Source organism: Pseudomonas sp. FSL R10-2964 (genome assembly GCF_009600035.1).
Lineage (GTDB): Bacteria > Pseudomonadota > Gammaproteobacteria > Pseudomonadales > Pseudomonadaceae > Aquipseudomonas > Aquipseudomonas bubulae.
In genome coordinates this window covers 15,852-32,267 of record NZ_WIWH01000042.1, presented here as the reverse complement: position 1 = coordinate 32,267, position 16,416 = coordinate 15,852, and the positions used below count along the sequence as shown (strand labels likewise).

General features: G+C 46.7%; 14 protein-coding genes. 2 read left to right on the top strand and 12 right to left on the bottom strand.

What is annotated here, in order from left to right; genetic code table 11:
• Nucleotides 1-84: 84 nt before the first annotated feature.
• The 12 genes from GHN92_RS20285 to GHN92_RS20230 all read right to left on the bottom strand — a co-directional run bounded on the left by GHN92_RS20285 (nt 85) and on the right by GHN92_RS20230 (nt 13,388).
• Nucleotides 85-390, bottom strand: coding sequence for a hypothetical protein (locus tag GHN92_RS20285; protein ID WP_153380966.1), 306 nt, complete (start codon nt 388-390; stop codon nt 85-87).
• A gap of 351 nt (nt 391-741) precedes the next feature.
• Nucleotides 742-1,278 carry a dTDP-4-dehydrorhamnose 3,5-epimerase gene (rfbC, locus tag GHN92_RS20280; RefSeq protein ID WP_178102658.1) on the bottom strand — a complete coding sequence of 179 codons (537 nt, stop codon included), beginning with the start codon at nt 1,276-1,278 and terminating at the stop codon, nt 742-744.
• Entirely contained in the window at nt 1,275-2,153 is an 879-nt protein-coding gene (rfbA, locus tag GHN92_RS20275; protein WP_153380964.1) for a glucose-1-phosphate thymidylyltransferase RfbA, read from the bottom strand. The genes rfbC and rfbA overlap by 4 nt, the downstream gene beginning before the upstream one ends.
• 84 nt (nt 2,154-2,237) lie before the next feature.
• Entirely contained in the window at nt 2,238-3,308 is a 1,071-nt protein-coding gene (gene rfbB, locus GHN92_RS20270; RefSeq protein WP_153380962.1) for a dTDP-glucose 4,6-dehydratase, read from the bottom strand.
• Nucleotides 3,308-4,243, bottom strand: a complete 936-nt coding sequence (locus tag GHN92_RS20265; protein ID WP_153380960.1) for a glycosyltransferase family 2 protein — start codon at nt 4,241-4,243, stop codon at nt 3,308-3,310. The genes rfbB and GHN92_RS20265 overlap by 1 nt, the downstream gene beginning before the upstream one ends.
• Before the next feature lie 3 nt (nt 4,244-4,246).
• Nucleotides 4,247-5,266: an NAD(P)-dependent oxidoreductase gene (locus tag GHN92_RS20260; protein ID WP_178102657.1), complete on the bottom strand. Its 1,020-nt coding sequence runs from the start codon at nt 5,264-5,266 to the stop codon at nt 4,247-4,249.
• 19 nt (nt 5,267-5,285) lie between these two features.
• Nucleotides 5,286-6,485 carry an O-antigen polymerase gene (locus GHN92_RS20255; protein ID WP_153380956.1) on the bottom strand — a complete coding sequence of 400 codons (1,200 nt, stop codon included), beginning with the start codon at nt 6,483-6,485 and terminating at the stop codon, nt 5,286-5,288.
• A gap of 10 nt (nt 6,486-6,495) precedes the next feature.
• On the bottom strand, nt 6,496-7,443 hold the full coding sequence (locus tag GHN92_RS20250) for a glycosyltransferase family 2 protein (protein WP_153380954.1): 948 nt from the start codon (nt 7,441-7,443) through the stop codon (nt 6,496-6,498).
• A gap of 123 nt (nt 7,444-7,566) precedes the next feature.
• Nucleotides 7,567-8,832 (bottom strand): lipopolysaccharide biosynthesis protein, encoded by a 1,266-nt coding sequence (locus tag GHN92_RS20245; protein WP_153380952.1) that lies wholly within the window; start codon nt 8,830-8,832, stop codon nt 7,567-7,569.
• 46 nt (nt 8,833-8,878) lie between these two features.
• Nucleotides 8,879-10,207 (bottom strand): UDP-glucose/GDP-mannose dehydrogenase family protein, encoded by a 1,329-nt coding sequence (locus GHN92_RS20240; RefSeq protein ID WP_153380950.1) that lies wholly within the window; start codon nt 10,205-10,207, stop codon nt 8,879-8,881.
• Between the two features lie 475 nt (nt 10,208-10,682).
• Nucleotides 10,683-12,908 carry a polysaccharide biosynthesis tyrosine autokinase gene (locus GHN92_RS20235; protein ID WP_153380948.1) on the bottom strand — a complete coding sequence of 742 codons (2,226 nt, stop codon included), beginning with the start codon at nt 12,906-12,908 and terminating at the stop codon, nt 10,683-10,685.
• 39 nt (nt 12,909-12,947) lie between these two features.
• On the bottom strand, nt 12,948-13,388 hold the full coding sequence (locus GHN92_RS20230; RefSeq protein WP_176464697.1) for a low molecular weight protein-tyrosine-phosphatase: 441 nt from the start codon (nt 13,386-13,388) through the stop codon (nt 12,948-12,950).
• 1,946 nt (nt 13,389-15,334) lie between these two features.
• Here GHN92_RS20230 and GHN92_RS20225 point away from each other — a divergent pair.
• Together GHN92_RS20225 and GHN92_RS20220 are read left to right on the top strand one after the other, a co-directional pair.
• Nucleotides 15,335-15,682 (top strand): DUF6124 family protein, encoded by a 348-nt coding sequence (locus GHN92_RS20225; protein WP_153380946.1) that lies wholly within the window; start codon nt 15,335-15,337, stop codon nt 15,680-15,682.
• Nucleotides 15,683-15,890: 208 nt separating this feature from the next.
• Nucleotides 15,891-16,343, top strand: coding sequence for a hypothetical protein (locus tag GHN92_RS20220; RefSeq protein WP_153380944.1), 453 nt, complete (start codon nt 15,891-15,893; stop codon nt 16,341-16,343).
• Nucleotides 16,344-16,416: the final 73 nt, after the last annotated feature.

Below are 16,416 nucleotides of genomic sequence, written 5' to 3'. Positions count from 1 at the left end.
TTGAGGACACTTGTAAAGGAAACACATCAAAATCAAATGCCTGGAATTTTCCAGGTGGTTTAGTCCTTTCGACCTGGCAGGTACTTAGTTGGTACCGGTAGTGCCCGTGGTGCCAGTAGTGCCTGTAGTACCAGTAGTGCCGCCGTTGCCACCGCCACCACCACCACCGCCCGAAGCTGCGGCTGCAATGCCGGCTGCTGCGGCAACGCCCAAGCCAACTGCGGTAGTAGTGCTTACGCCACCCAGAACGCCGGTTTCAGTTGCCAGGGAACCTGCTTCTGCAGCGGGTGCTTCAGCTACAGCGTCGTCAGCAGGTGCTGCAACAGGTTCGGCGGCAAAAGCAGTAGTGCTCAAGGCCAGGGTCAGTGCGGAAACGATAAATTTATTCATAGGGAAATCCTTTTGAAAATCCAGTCAGTATTGACGTTGCTGCTTGAGCGTAAGTACTTGATGTTACGAACTCACATCAAGTGCTCGGGTGCTGCATGATACGACAAACTTTTAGCCAAAGTCGTTTCATCGCGAGCATTTAATTTCACAATACCGCCCTAAGACTACCCGCGCCAACAGGTGCGGGTAGCTGACGATTTATAACGTAGAGCTTCATATAGCAGTGAATATCGCATGCTTGAGCGGGTATAAACGGCAAATGAGTTCAATCGTCATCTGCTCTCTGAATGCTGACTCATGCTCTAGGGATAGCTTTTCTCAGAACACCAGAAATGATAATGGACGCTAAACCTACCTTTCCAGTAACTGGCGTAGAGTAGGGTTGGATTGATCCTTTGCAGACAACTTTGGTGTCTCCATCGGCCAAGGAATATTGACCTCAGGGTCATTCCAGATCAGGCCGCCTTCGTCCTCAGGATAGTACAGGTCTGTGCACTTGTACTGAAAATCAGCAGTGTCACTTAGTACGCAGAATCCATGTGCGTAGCCCGGTGGAACCCAGAATTGACGATGATTATCATCGTTGAGCTCTACGCCTACAAATTGACCGCAAGTCGGTGACTCCGGATTAATATCCACCGCGACATCATAGACTGAACCTCGGCTTACACTGACCAACTTGCCTTGTGGTCGCGATCGCTGAAAATGCAAACCGCGCAACACTCCTTTCTGCGAACGAGAGTGGTTATCCTGGACGAAGGGCTGCGTGATACCGGCTTCACGATAACGTTCGGCCTGAAAGGTTTCGAGAAAGAAGCCGCGCTGATCACCGAATACCTTAGGCTCAATGATCAATACGCCTGGCAAAGCTGTTTCAATAACCTTCACTTACTAGCCTCCAGAGTAAGCAGGCGCGCCAAGTATTGTCCGTAACCAGTCTTGCTGAGGGCTTCGGCCTGAGATGCCAACTGCTCTGCTGATAGCCAGCCCTGGTTATATGCTATTTCTTCAAGGCAAGCAACTTTCAGGCCTTGGCGCGCTTCAATGGTGTGAACAAAGTGGCTGGCTTCCATCAACGAGTCGTGAGTGCCTGTGTCCAGCCATGCAAAGCCACGGCCCAACAAGCTCACATGCAAGTCGCCGCGCTGGAGGTAAGCGTTATTTACATCGGTGATCTCCAATTCGCCACGGGCAGAGCGCTTTACTTGTTTTGCAATTTCGACAACTGAGTTGTCATAGAAATACAATCCTGTTACAGCATGGTTTGATTTCGGTTGAGTGGGCTTTTCCTCGATGGACATTGCTTTTCCAGTCGTATCAAACTCAACTACTCCGAAACGCTCCGGGTCGCTAACGTGATAGCCGAAGATGACTGCACCAGTCTTGCGATTGGCTGCCTGCTCCAGCATCGCGCTGAATCCGTAGCCATAGAAAATATTATCGCCAAGGATCAGGCATACGTTGCTGTCGCCGATAAAATCTTCACCAATCAAGAAGGCTTGGGCCAGTCCATCTGGCGATGGCTGTTCTGCGTAGCTAAGTTCAATACCGAACTCTGAACCGTCACCAAGTAATTTGCGGAAGTTAGGCAGATCTTCAGGTGTGGAAATGATCAGTACTTCACGGATACCAGCAAGCATTAAAACCGATAAGGGATAGTAGATCATTGGTTTGTCGTAAACAGGCAGCAATTGCTTTGATACGCCACGGGTAATAGGGTGCAAGCGTGTGCCGGAACCGCCCGCAAGAATGATGCCTTTCATATTTAATATCCTTTGATATTTGAATCGGGAACTGGCTGTTACCTGACACTTAGCTCGAGTAGTGCTGATTGGTATAGATTGAATTCAAACGTCGGTGCCCAATCGGCCTAAACGATAATCACCAGTCAACACTCGCTGCCACCACTGGTCATTATCTAAATACCATTGCACTGTTTTGCGCAGCCCAGTTTCAAATGTCTCTTGCGGCACCCAGCCTAGCGTTCGTTCAATTTTTGAAGCATCGATTGCATAACGCCGATCATGTCCAGGCCGGTCCTTCACAAATGTAATCAGCTCTTTGTAAGTTCGAATACCTTCATTGCTCAATGCGAGCGGCACTAGCTCATCGAGCAAATCGCAAATGCTCTCCACTACTTCCAGATTGCGCTTTTCGTTGTGGCCGCCGATATTGTAAGTCTCGCCAACGATGCCTTTGCATGCAACTTCAAACAGCGCCCGCGCATGGTCTTCCACGTAGAGCCAATCGCGAATCTGCGAACCATCACCATAAACAGGCAACGGTTTGCCAGCCAACGCATTGAGAATCACATGGGGAACAAGTTTTTCCGGAAAGTGATAAGGGCCATAGTTGTTAGAGCAGTTGGTCAGCAGCACCGGTAAACCATAAGTGCGCTGCCAAGCACGAACTAGATGGTCCGAACTTGCCTTGGATGCTGAGTAGGGCGAACTGGGGGAATAGGGTGTCGTTTCAGTAAATAGTTCAGTTGTACCATCCAGATCGCCATACACCTCATCTGTGGATATATGGTGGAATCGGAAATTTATCTTGGCATCGGAAGGTAACTCATTCCAGTAACGGCGTGTTGCCTCCAGAAGGTTATATGTACCAACAATGTTGGTTTGGATGAAATCTGATGGCCCATCAATTGAGCGATCAACATGAGACTCTGCCGCTAGATGCATAACTGCTGTTGGCTGAAATGCACAAAATGCATCATCGAGTGCTTGAGCATCACAGATGTCGATCTGATAAAAATGGTAGCGCGGGGATGTCTCTACCGATGCCAGAGATTCCAAGTTTCCAGCATAGGTTAGCTTGTCTAGGTTGGCAACTTCAGAAGTGGTATTTTCGATCAGATGACGAATAACGGCTGAACCGATAAAACCGGCGCCGCCGGTAACAATAACGCGCATTATTTTTTCTCCGCGTGTGGGCTATCCCAATAGCGTTTGTACATACCTAGTCTCTTCTTGAAGGGAATAGATAGCTTGCTCTCCTGTTGGCCAAGTTTGTAAGCTAATAATTTACAACCATTGCGGATGGCAGCTGAAGGCCATAGGTAAAACCGAGAGAGCCCTAGGAATTTAAACTCTGACTTTACATAACTAAGTCCTTCACCGCCTGCGCCACCAAAACTATTTCTAATCCAAGGCTCGCGAGCATGGAAAACGCCCATGTCGAAATAACGTTGGAACTCTTCAGTTATTGTATAGTTATGTGAATGCCGGCAGCTAGCTTCTCCCTGATAAGCGATTTTCCAACCAGCTAACAACATTTTTGCTGTAGTGTACATATCTTCAGCGAAAATTACATGTTGCGGAAATCCACCGACCTCTAATAGAGAGTCGCGACGATAAGCAGCAAAGGAGTTTGACATGAATGCTGTTTTTATGCCGAGTTTTGGTGCGTCATTAAGCGACTTGATTCTTGTGTGTGCCGGATAATTATAGGCGCGAGCATGTTGAGCTAATGGCGAAGCATCTAGATGAGGAAGTTGACGGCCGCATACAGCTGCAACTTTTGCATCAATAAATGGAGAGACAATTTTCTCAATGGCTTGGTGATCTTCTAGATAAGCATCTTGAGTGAGGAATACATATATGTCATATCCAGGGTTGCGATCAATCATTAATTGCCGCGTCCCGCCATGATTGAATTCTGCGCTAGGGATGCTTAGTACGTTGCTGCAGTGTGATTTGGCAACTTCTAGAGTTCCGTCTTTAGAGCTGGAGTCAACAATGAAAAGGTCGAAGGTACTAGTTTGACTCGTCAGCGACTTAAGTAGCCGTACTAGATCATTTCTACCGTTATAGGTCGGGATAATGCAAGCTATCTTTGGAGTAAGCATGGTTTAAGCCCACTCTTCAGGGCAGTCTTTTTTCCAGTCGGCCAGTGCGCCTTCTAAGTCATACTGATAAATGTATCCATTTTCGACTAAGAAGTGGGGAAGTATGTTGTTGGATCTTACCAGTTTACGAATGCGCACAGGACTAAATGGGTGCTTGATACCTAGTGGGCGGGCAACAAGGTCAATCGCATAAGCCACTGTTAGTAATAGCGGATAAGGAATACTTGGGACGGAGCGTTTAACATTGGCGACCCTGCAAACAGTATCTACATACTCCTTGATTGAAGGTCCAGGATTCATTGACATATTAAATAAGCTGACTTTTGAATCGGTTTTGTTTTGATGTTCTAATGCCCACAGCATAGCGTTACATAGTTCTTTAACGTAAGTGCCAGCTTTTCGAGTGTTTTGATTGCCAGTATAGAAAAAATAACGGTGTAGCACTGCCTTGATTAAGCGCGAAACATTGCCACCTTCGCCTGGTCCGAAAACTACACCCGGGCGAGCAATGACGAGGTGTCGTTTTTTTGATTCGCGGGCCTGCCATATTTGATGTATTTTTTCAGCTGCTAATTTTGACCCCCCATAGGCCGTTGTTGGAACAGGTAAGCTACTCTCATCTTTCTCTTGTTCGCTAGGCCCATATGGAGAGATAGAGCTGGTGAATATTAAGTGTGAGCAGTCAACTTTTTCTGCCCAATTACATACGTTTTCGGCACCTAATAGATTGGTTTCATAGTACTCAAATCCAGCATGCCCTGGTTCGCGATGCACTGCTGCAAAATTCACTGTTAAGCTTACATGGTCTCTGGGAGCCCACTCAATAGTTTCGCGGACATCACCTTCAACTATCTCGATTCGCGAATCGGAAGATACTAAGTTTCTTCTAAAGGCACTGGTTTTCTTATCGATGGCTTCCCTGTCGAACAGGTAGACTTTATTGACTTCATTTTTTTCAAGTAAAAGCTTTGCGAAAAAAACACCGATAAACCCTGTTCCACCGAATATTACGGCGCTCTTCATACCGCTCTCCATAAATAAATTAATTGCTTAGTTTTAAATTTGTGCACCGTCTGAAACAAAATGCCAATATTAAAAACTGTGTGACGATATTTAAATTAAAAAAGCCATTAGAGAAAATAAGTAGCATAGTGGTTTGCATGAATACTGAGTAGCTCAAGATATTCATTATTGTGGGCTTGACTCTGGAGAAGAAGGCTAATGCAGCACTTCCGTGCAGAGTGCTAAAAATAACAATGCCTGCCACTCCCCAAGATGTAAATAATGAGATATATCCAGTTGCAATATTAAATGCACCTGATATCTGATAGTCGTTATCGAATCCAATTCCAGCGTTAGAGCAGCCAATGCTTTCTCGTATAACGCCAGGCAACATAGAGCATGCAAACTGAAGGTCGTAAGTATGTGTTGATGTTGTGTATATGGCGTTTGTTAGGTTGAGCAATGGGGTTGTTATGTATATATATACCCACATAAATCCGGAAGGTAGCCAGTCGGGATATTCAAAATTTGGGTGAGCTAAGGATATAAAAGCTTCTCTACCAGTTCGGATGTCGCCAACCACTCCGAACGTCACAATGCCAATAATAGCAAGCGTGGCGAATAAATATATTTTCTTTGCTGGAGGTTTGCCTCTTAAGCAGATGTATACAAAAAACATTTGAATGATAGATATGACCATCATTTTGCGGGTAACTAAAAGAGCAAAGACAATAAAATATAGGAATACAAAAAAAAGGAAATTCTTCTCTTTGTATTTTAAGTAAACGTAGTAACTTGCAGTAATATTTATAGCGCCAAGTGCGAGGAGAAATCCGTGGACACTTGAGATGCCAAAATCAAATTGAGAAATACTTTTGCCCAATAACATTGTGATCAGAGGTATGTAGCCCTCTACTGCTATCTCCACCACTAAGATTATTATGAAGAGATAAGTCATAAAGCTAACTCGTTGAGCTACCGCCTTTTTATTGTCCTCTAATACTCCTCGGTATGTATTCTTTATAAGGTTTGATTTTTTAATGATTGAGCGGAATGCAGAGGTGAAAAAATAACCAAGAGTAAATGGTGTTAGTATTAGTAATGTTATGCCTATAGTTGTGATGGTGTCATAAGCTAATATATCACTGGCGTTTAATGCGTAAAGAAATAGTACAAGTAACCAGGCGCCGATAAATGATGAAAAGGGTGAAATGATTTTTACGTTATTCTGGATGCGCATAATTTAGAGGTCACAGCCTTTTCTTTAATTTATTCAAGCTGAGAATAAGTTTTATTGGGAGTTTGCTGATTATGCTGTAAGTGATCAATTCTAGAGTGCTAAGCATGCCCTTTGCTTGACTTATATAGAGTGCTCCTGCACGTTTGTTGCCTAGAATGAAGTTGGCATTAGCTAATTTTAAAAGTATATTTTTATGTAGTTCTTTGGATTTTTTGAATGCATCTGAATGTTTGTTGTAGATGTGTAGCAGTGCTTCGTGTCTCGCCGCATCATTTCTAGAAATTGAGTCAGGTAGGTCAAGAGACTCTATCATTGGGTCCTGAAAGCAATAAACTTGGTATTTTTCAGAAATTCGAATGAATAATTCCCAGTCTTGAAAGCGTGGTAGTTTTTCATCAAAGCTGCCAACTTCATCTATAGCGTCGCGCCTAACTACTGCTGTTGGAGTATCAATGAAATTTGAATGCAATAAATTATTGTTCACCCAACCATTGTATGTTTTTTTAGGCTGTATTTCTTTTTTTCCGGCAGGAGTTATTTTGTAGAAAGTTGAATATACGCAAGCGTATTCAGGGTTGGACTCTAGCTTGGATATTTGCTTTTCAAGTTTGAAGGGTAGCCAAGTCACATCGCTATCAATGAAGCTAATATATTTACCTTGAGACTTTTCTATGCCTTTATTCCTGGCCCCGCCGCCACCATGTCGCTTTTTAAGAGCGATGTACTTTACTCTAGAATCACTTACAGAGTTCATTATCTCTGAAGTGTTGTCAGTTGAGTTGTCATCGACTACGATTACTTCTATCTGGAAGCTTGTTTTTTGCGCTAAAACGCTATCAATTGCTTCGATTAAAAATTTTGCACGGTTGTAGGTTGGTAGAATAATACTTACTAATGGTTTTCGGTGGTGGGTGTTTTCTTCGTCTTGTTTGACGTCGTTACTTAATTTATTTGTCATTGTTGCCTGCTGATTCTTGACTTGTTAGTTATGATATTTTTAGTAGTTGCTAATTTAAATAAGTTCGATGTTGATGTTATTAGAAGCTGCTAAGTTGGCCATTGTACGTATGAGAAATAAGCTTCAAGCTTTGCTAATTATCAGTGCGGTAAGTGCGGAGTAAATTATTACGTTACTTAAGCTGAAAGCCATTATTGCACCTAGTGCTGAATCAAACCAAAAATAACCTAGTAGTATTGCTACTATGCGTATAGCTACTGCAATTACCTCAAATACTAAAAAAAGTCCTTGTAGGGACAGCGCTGGAATGGCAGCAATAATTGGTCGGGTTGTCAGCACTACAAATAACCAGGCTGACATCCAGCGAGAGTACTCTCCGGCTTCTCTCCACTCGTCTCCAAAAATTAATGAAAATAGCCATGGTCCAAAGGCAATTATAATGAGGTATGGAATACATCCTACGGCAGCTAATGATGCGCATGCTTTAATTAGTATTTCTCTTCCGCTTTTACCTTGGTGAAGTGTTTCGACAAATTTTGGGTAAAAGACTTCTGCTACTGAAGCGCCTATTAAGTTAGAAGGGACGAAAAGTACTGTTCGCGCTAAAACATAGAATCCCACTGAGGCTGGGGTGAATAAATTTGCGAGCATAAGTATTGGTAAGCTTTGGCCAACACTATTGAGCAGTATCTGTGGCGAGCGAAAAATAGCGAAATCGCGGTATTGTCTTAGTAGATCTTTAAACCTGATATTGCTTTGTATTTTCTTCGGTTCCTTTTTGTTTTTTATCCTTATCCCTGCCCACGTCAGTCCGGCTTGTAACAGGTATCCGAAGGAAGTCGTACCTATAAGTATGATAGCTGAAGGGCTAATCAGTCCCAAACCTGATTTCATCATGTTGATTATCAGAGATTGAATTATAGTCGACTTGGCCTTGAGATTAAAAAGCTTTTTCCTGATGGTCCATTGACCTGTAATGGCCACAAGCACTGAAAAAAACATAGTAATTGGAAGTAGTAAAATATAGGGCTCTATAGATTGCAGGTTGAATGTGTGGATGATAGGGGCTTTAAAAAAATAGAGCGCTAGGGTTATTGCTATCGAGGTCAACAGAGCAATCCATAGCGATATCTTTGCTAGCCCTATTGCCTCTGAGTCATGCTTTGGTAACACCATGGCTAGCGGATAGCTTAGAGCTGCCAGTGGACTGATAATATCGAAAATGGCTATGAACGTACCCATGGCTCCAAAAGTATCTGGACTATAGATTCGGGTAATAACCGGTGAGAAGGCCATTGCAATTGCTTGAGCGCCTGCAGTTCCCGTTGCAACTATGGCTACATTGCGAACAAATTTGTTTTGAGTTAGTCGCTTGATGTATTTGAGCAAGGAGGGATAGGCCTTTGTAGAGTGATTTTTTGGTTGAGTATTGGCGTTAGATTTGTCGACCAATTGAATAGTATGTAATGTTCTTTTTGTCCATTCGTTTGACCTCGAAAAGGTTTCTTCCGTCAAATATTAAAGGCATTTTTAGGTGTTGCTTAATTAACTCAAAGTCTGGTGCCTTAAACTCTTGCCATTCTGTCACGATTACTAATGCATGAGCGCCTTTAAGTGCAGATTCTTTAGTGCCGCATAGGCTCAGATCATCTCGGCTCCCGTAAATACGCTGAGTTTCTTCCATGGCTTCTGGGTCATAGGCTTGCACCTTAGCTCCGGCTTCCCATAGCGATTCCATCAGTACTCGACTTGGGGCTTCGCGCATATCGTCAGTATTAGGTTTAAAGCTAAGCCCCCAAAGCGCAAATGTTTTACCATGCAGTTCCCCGTTAAAGTGTTTCAAGATCTTTTTGAATAGTACTGACTTTTGTTCATTGTTCCTCGTTTCCACGGCTTTTAGCACTTTTGCGTCAAAGTCAATGCTATCAGCGGTACGGATGAGGGCCTGAACATCCTTGGGAAAGCACGAGCCCCCGTAACCAACTCCCGCATACAGAAATTGATAGCCAATACGTGGATCTGAGCCGATGCCTTGGCGAACCATTTCGATATCGGCACCGAGTATTTCTGCGAGGTTAGCCATTTCGTTCATAAAGCTGATTTTTGTGGCGAGCATGCAGTTTGCAGCATATTTGGTTAGTTCTGCACTACGTACGTCCATTACAATAATTTTTTCGTGGTTGCGATTGAAAGGAGCGTACAACTCGCGCATCACGTCTTCAGCTGCTGTGCTGCTGGTACCGATAACTATGCGATCAGGGCGCATACAGTCGGCAACTGCAGAGCCTTCTTTAAGGAACTCAGGGTTGGACACTACATCAAAGCCCAAGTCTTCGCGCTGACGTTGCACCAGCACTTGTGCGATACGTGCACTGACTTTGTCTGCAGTACCGACAGGAACAGTAGACTTGTCGATGACGATCTGATGCTTTTCCATGTGTTGAGCAATAGTTTCAGCTACTGCCAACACATACTTTAAGTCTGCCGAGCCGTCTTCGTCGGGTGGTGTACCGACGGCAATAAACTGTACTTCACCATGTTTTACGCCCGCCGCAGCATCTGTGGTGAAGTTTAAACGCCCCGCAGAGTAGTTTTCTTTTACCAGTGCTTCGAGACCTGGCTCGTAAATTGGAATATGACCTTGCTTAAGACGTTCGACCTTGTCGGCATCAATATCGATACAGACTACATCGTGACCAACCTCAGCGAGGACGGCACCTTGGACCAAACCGACGTAACCGATGCCAAAAACTGTGACTTTCATGTCGATTCCCTTTGAACGTGTTACGGATAGTAAAATGAATATGTGTTTTTTGGTCTTTACGACTTTATTGAGTTTAGGTTTCTACGCAGTATTTATGATTGACAGGTGAGCCTAAAACTGTAGCGCCTTACTTTTACCCCGCACTACTGCTTATCTACTCTGCGATGATGGCGCTAAGTGTTCTGCAGTATTTCTTCCTGATTTGCAACCTTTGGCTGCTTCTTTGTACAGTTAAGATTAGGGCTTTTGAGATTTAAAAGTTAAGTGTCCGCGCAGTTTTAGTATTTAGTTGTTGTATGCTTGTACTATGAGTGGGGAGCTAAAAAAGATTAGGCACGCTACCGCCCCAGGATTATTCGCAAGTCCCTGAGAGCGTAAAGATTTACTAAGCGTAAGTGCTGTATTTGTCTCGCATAGTCATTGAGCGTGACTTAATAATTAAGGACGCTCATGAGAACTTTAATAGCTACTTTAACTAAATGCTATCCGACTTGTATTCGTAGTTGTAATAGCCGTAAGCGCCATACCCATACTTTGCAGAGGCCCGCTTCTCAACTCCGTTAAAAATTGCGCCTTTAAGTTGAATGCCATTTTGGGCAAATCGTCGCATTGTTAGTTCTATTTCGCGTGCTGGGTTCAAGTCAAAACGGGTCACAATCAAGTTGGTACCGGACTGGCGACCAACAATGGCGGCATCGGCTACAGCCAAAAAGGGTGGGGTGTCTAGAATCACTTGATCGTATTTTGAGCTGATGAGTTCGAGGAACTCACTGAAGTTCTTATGCATTAATAATTCGGACGGGTTGGGTGGGACTTGTCCGCGGCCGATTACATCAAGGTTTTCAATTTCGGTTTTATGAATCGCAGTGTTGATATCGCATCGCTTGGCTAGCAAGTCAGATAAACCGTTCTCTGTAGTTATGCCAAACATCTTATGTATGTAGCCTTTGCGCATATCTACGTCTACTAAGAGTACACGTTGGCCGGATTGTGCAATCACTGCGGCTAGGTTGGCTGAAACAAAGGATTTTCCAACTTTTGGGCTTGGTCCGGAAATCATCAGACGGTTGTTTTCTGCCTCGAGCATGGCGAAGTGCAGGCTGGTTCGTAAGCTGCGTAAGCCTTCAATGGCCAGATCTGTTGGATGGCTGCTCGTCAATAGGGGGGATGCTCTTGTCCCTCGTTGAGGGGTCTTTTCATCTTCGATTTTCTGTAGTGAGCTAAATGGAATCGAGGCGTACACTGGTAAACCTAGCTTCTCGATGTCATCTGGATTTTCGATGCCGCGATTGAGCGCCTTACGGAACAGCACGTAGCCAATAGATAGCAGTGCGCCAAGTAGGGTCGCGATTATTATAATCATTGCTTTTTTGGGTTTGACAGGATATCGCAAATCTACATCGGCGGTATCGATCAGACGTACGTTACCTACTGCGCCTGCTCGCATTACATCCAGCTCTTGGGATTTGTTCAGTAACTGAGTATAAATCTCTGTGCTGACTTTCAAATCACGGGTCAGGCTCAGCAGTTCTTGCTGGGTAGTAGGAAGATTTTCAACTTGCTTGGCCAGACGTTGTTGTTTGCTGGTCAGTTCGGCCAATTGGCCCATTAATGCTCGGTAGGCCGGATGCTGGGGGGTGAATTTCCGGTCCATTTCGGCCTGTTGTAGCTTCAAGGTCGAAATGCTGGTATCCAGCGCCACGATCTGGTCGAGAATGGCTTTGGCTTCAAGGCTGATGTCAATCGATTTGCTGCGTATCTGAAATTTGTTAAGCGCGTCTTCAGCTTTTTCCAGATCTTTACGCACCTGCGGCAATTGGTCTTTTAAGAAGCCCAAGCTCTGCGCTGCCTCTGCAGAGGTGCGTTCGATATTTTGTTGAACATATAGACGGGCGATTTCATTTAGGGTTTGAATAGCAATGTTTGGTTCGGTGTTTTCGAGTGCTAGCGATACCATGCCGGACTCTTTACCTTTCTCGGAGACATCCAGAGCTTTCTGGTAGGTCAGAATCGTGGTCAGTCGTGGGTACCGGACTATATTAAATGTTGTGCCGGGATTCGCTCGCAGATTTTTAACCTGCACCTTTACTCTATTTTGGTCATAAGTTTGGCCCACTTGACCGCTGACTAATAGATTGTTGTCTTCATCGAGCAGCGTAAAGTTGCCACCTTCGCCGCTGATCAGTGTCAGGTCTGTATCAAGCAGCTCTTGGGGGAGCTCAAGCTCAGAAAGTTCTAGCTCTTCTCCACCCCAGGCAAAACTGTTCATGCCAAGCAACGGGCTAGCCACAGTATTTTCAATATCTGGCTTGAAGCGCCGAGCGATGAATTCACCGATCAGCGGGAAGTAGTTGGGCTCAATCTCAATATCTAACTTCAGGTTATCGACGGCGGCGCCAATATTCTTACGGGACTTGATCAGCTCAATTTCTGTAGCGGATGGTGACTCTTTACCCAGCATGCTGCCGATATCGGAGAAACCCAGCATATCGTTTTTCTTGGCTTCTACCTGAATCAACGCATTGGCCTGGTACACGGGTGTAGCCAGCAGGGCATAGACAACGCCTGCCGCCATAAACACGCCCGTGACGCCGGCAATCAGCCATTTATGGTCGATCAGCGTACCCAACAACCCCATCAGGTCGATTTCGTCGTTATCGTCATCTTGTTCATGGGGCTTTGTCACGGGTGCTTGCTGCATAAGTCGGTTTCTTATCTTCACGGTAATTCGAGGGATGACTCAGCGTTTGATCCGCTGGGCCCATGCATTTACGGCGGCGTCAATCAGTGCGTACGCGTGCACAAAAGCAGGCTTGCCCTGGCGGTACGGGTCGTTGATTTCGCGGTTGTCTTGCCATTTGCCCAGCAGGAATACTTTGCCCCGTGCCTCTGGAGCGAGGCTTAGGACACCATTAATATGATGTTGTTCCATGACCAAAATAAGATCGGCTTCATTTATCTTGGCAGCAGTCAGCTGGGTGGAAATGTGTTCAGGCACGGCGTGGCCATGTTCTTCTAGAACGGCCGCCGCTGTGGCTTCGATGGGCTTGCTTTTTACGGCGCTCAGGCCTGCGGAGCTCACGACGATGTCGGAGGGCGCAAGGGCGACCCGCAAGAGGTGTTCGGCGGTAGGGCTGCGGCAAATATTGCCAATGCAGACAATCAAGATTCGTTTAAACAAGGCAGCTTCCTTTGTGCCAAACATGCTCAGCCGGCGAGAGCACTTAACGAATCGTCACGACCATTACTCCCTGTCCAGGGAGTGGCTGTGCCTATCAATAAAGGCTGCCGGCATCAGTATGATGTGGCGATGGCCTGGGCAGGAGCACAGTTGCTCCGGCTTTATTACAGATAAAGGGTCGGTACGAAGTTGAACGGGCAAAATATTAACTGCGAACCGATTGCAATATCAACCTTTAAATCCGCTGGCGATTTTATTTGAGCTATATAGGCGTATTTCAATATCTATTGACTGACAATAAATAACATTTCGGCCATTTTCGACCAAAAATAACTCCGCCCAGTGGCAGGTGTCTTGAGCATGGCCCTGTGCTAGCGGGCGCTGCCCCGGCCCTTGCCTGGGCCGTGTACGGATGGGAGGTTTGCGCAGGCCGGTGTTTTTTTGGCCTGAAAGCGGGTGTTTTTTGCAGCGGTTTTGCTGTGTGTGGCGATAGTGGCACTGTGATATAGAGGTGTAAATAGTGTTTTTTAAACTTGTTGGGGGAGGCGGGTATATGGGGTTAAGTGCGCGGTGTTAGTTCTGTATATAAGGTTAGATGTATTTACTAGTTGTCAGGTGGGTGCTTTAAGTTAGTGCGGGTTTATGGGTATGTGCTCCAGTATTGCGCTAGCGCCTGTGACTTTTATTGGGGATATGGTCGCTATTTGGTCGGTTTTTTGGGTGGGGGTCGTGGTTTGCTCGTTTTTTTGGGGCAGGCGCGTTATTGGGCTGCTGAATAACTGATCCTCCGGGTACATATCCGGCATTTGTGTCTAACTGAAATATTGGTTTCGCTTTTACAGCGAGTCACTTTGCAAAAGCGGCAAAGTAACCCAAGCGCTTTCGCCCCTTCGTACGGCCTTCGCTGCGCTCAGGTTCCCTCGCTCCGGTCCTGCTCCGTGGGCACGCCGCCACGGGCCATCCATGGCCCATCGCGGCTCTCCCGGCATCCATGCCGGTCGACCCACTCCTCAGAACCTCCTCTCGGCCTCCCGGGAGGGCTGGCAGATCAACAGCACTGCGCCACGAGGCGGCCGACCGGCCGGCCTGTTTGAATGCAGGATTTTCGACCGACATATTTCCCTGTGGGAGTCGGGCTTGCCCGCGATGCAGGCACCTCGTTCTATCTGTATGACCGAAGTGCTGCCATCGCGGGCAAGCCCGCTCCCACAAGGGATTGGTGTTGTTTAAAAGTTTTGCTGTTGCTGTTGCTGTTGCTGTTGCCACGCGATTAATCATGCGACGCGAATGCCCCTCACAGAAGGCCGAACGCAGGTGCTGTTATGGGGGTGGCGCGGCAGGACGCTGCGCCAGCCGCGATGGGCCATGGATGGCCTGTCGCGGCGTGCCCCCATAACAGTGCCGGAGTGAGGGAACCACCGAGCCTTGGCGAGGCGGCCGTATGGTAGGGCGAGGACTTTTTGGTTCCTTTTTGGTCCTTCAAAAAGGGACTCGCTGTAAAAGCGAAACCAATATTTCAGTTATATGCAAATGCAGGATATGTACGCGGTGGCGCAGTTGTTTTGCAACCTGTTCATACCGTTGTATCGCAGGTCATGGCAGGCATTTGGCCCTCTATTTCAGGCGTTTCGTACGACGTTTCGCTTTCATTGTCGTGAAGCATCCTAGAAAATCCCGTTCCCTTGCGCCGTTTTACATCGGGGAATAATCTCGGCCCATCGCTGCAAATCAGCGGTCGGGTTTAGTAGCCCGGCTTGTACAGTTGGCGCAAGGCGCCACCTCCGCGAGGCGCTTTTTACGGCCTGCGTTTATGGTGGCCGTGCGCAGGGCGCCATCGAGCGCGCCGGTTTTGCCGACTGTACCGGTCTACTAACCTGCGTACGGCTGCCTCCCATTCGTTTAGTAGCGAGTGCGGGCAGCTCCTTATACAAAGTCGGAGTTACGCTATGAACAAAATCGTCCCCGATCCACCCGCTTTCCCCCTCGATGCTGCTGACAGTAACAAACCGTTGCTGGACCGTGCCGCCACCGAACGTGCGCTCAATTACTACCTGCAAAACCATAAGCCCGTTCGCCCCACGGGCATGGCCCTGTTGGCCATCCCGCACAGTGTCAATTCAGAAGCGGCCCTGGCCCAGGCGTCAGACTTGTTGCGCTGCGCGGGCGCCTGCGCGAATGAGGCGGGGAATGGCTTGAGCGGGCCCGCGCGCGATTTGGTGTTGTCGGTCATGCACTTGGTGGAGCTGGCCAAGGGTTATGTCGACAAGTCGCTGGATACGCTGGTAACGCACTGATGCAGCACGCGCCTGATTGGCGACAGGCGCGTTATTTGGATTTGTGGGGGTCTTAAGATAACTGACCCACCGGGTACATATCCGGCATTTGTGTCTAACTGGGGTATTGGTTTCGACCTTACGTCGAGTCCCTTGTGGAAGGACCTGTACGGTCCGGACACATGGTGACGGGTGTACGGGGACATGGTGAACACTTTTCGGCAGTGTTATGGGCATTCCGGTTTTCTGGGCAATCCCGTGGCTACAGCAAAAACAAAAACAAAAACAAAAACAAAATAGATCTTGGACACGAGCACATACATATCAGTTAAACAAACAAGAACAAGCAGATCACACCCGGCAAGCAGCAATTGCCAAACCTGTACGAAAAATCCCGAAAAAACCTGAGCTTGTAGTTTCAAGCAGCTGCCGAGGAACGAAGGCTGCGTTCGGCGTGATGCGGCACTCCGACGAATTCATCGCAAAATCAGGCAATGGGTTGTGTCTGTTAACCAGGTTCTCAGGGTTTATGACTGCTGCGTGGCAGTGGCGCACCCTCTTGATCGCAGCCTTCGTTCCTCGGCAGCGGCTACAAGGTCTGAAGGAAATTCAGACTGTGGGAGCCTGCTCGCGAACGACCTTCGCGAGCAGGCTCGCTCCCACAGTTGCAGTGTTCCTGTAGCAGTTGACGAGTAGAGCGAGTCAGCTGCTACAAAGAGCCCTTGACCGGCCACAGAGTATCTACAGGTTTTGTG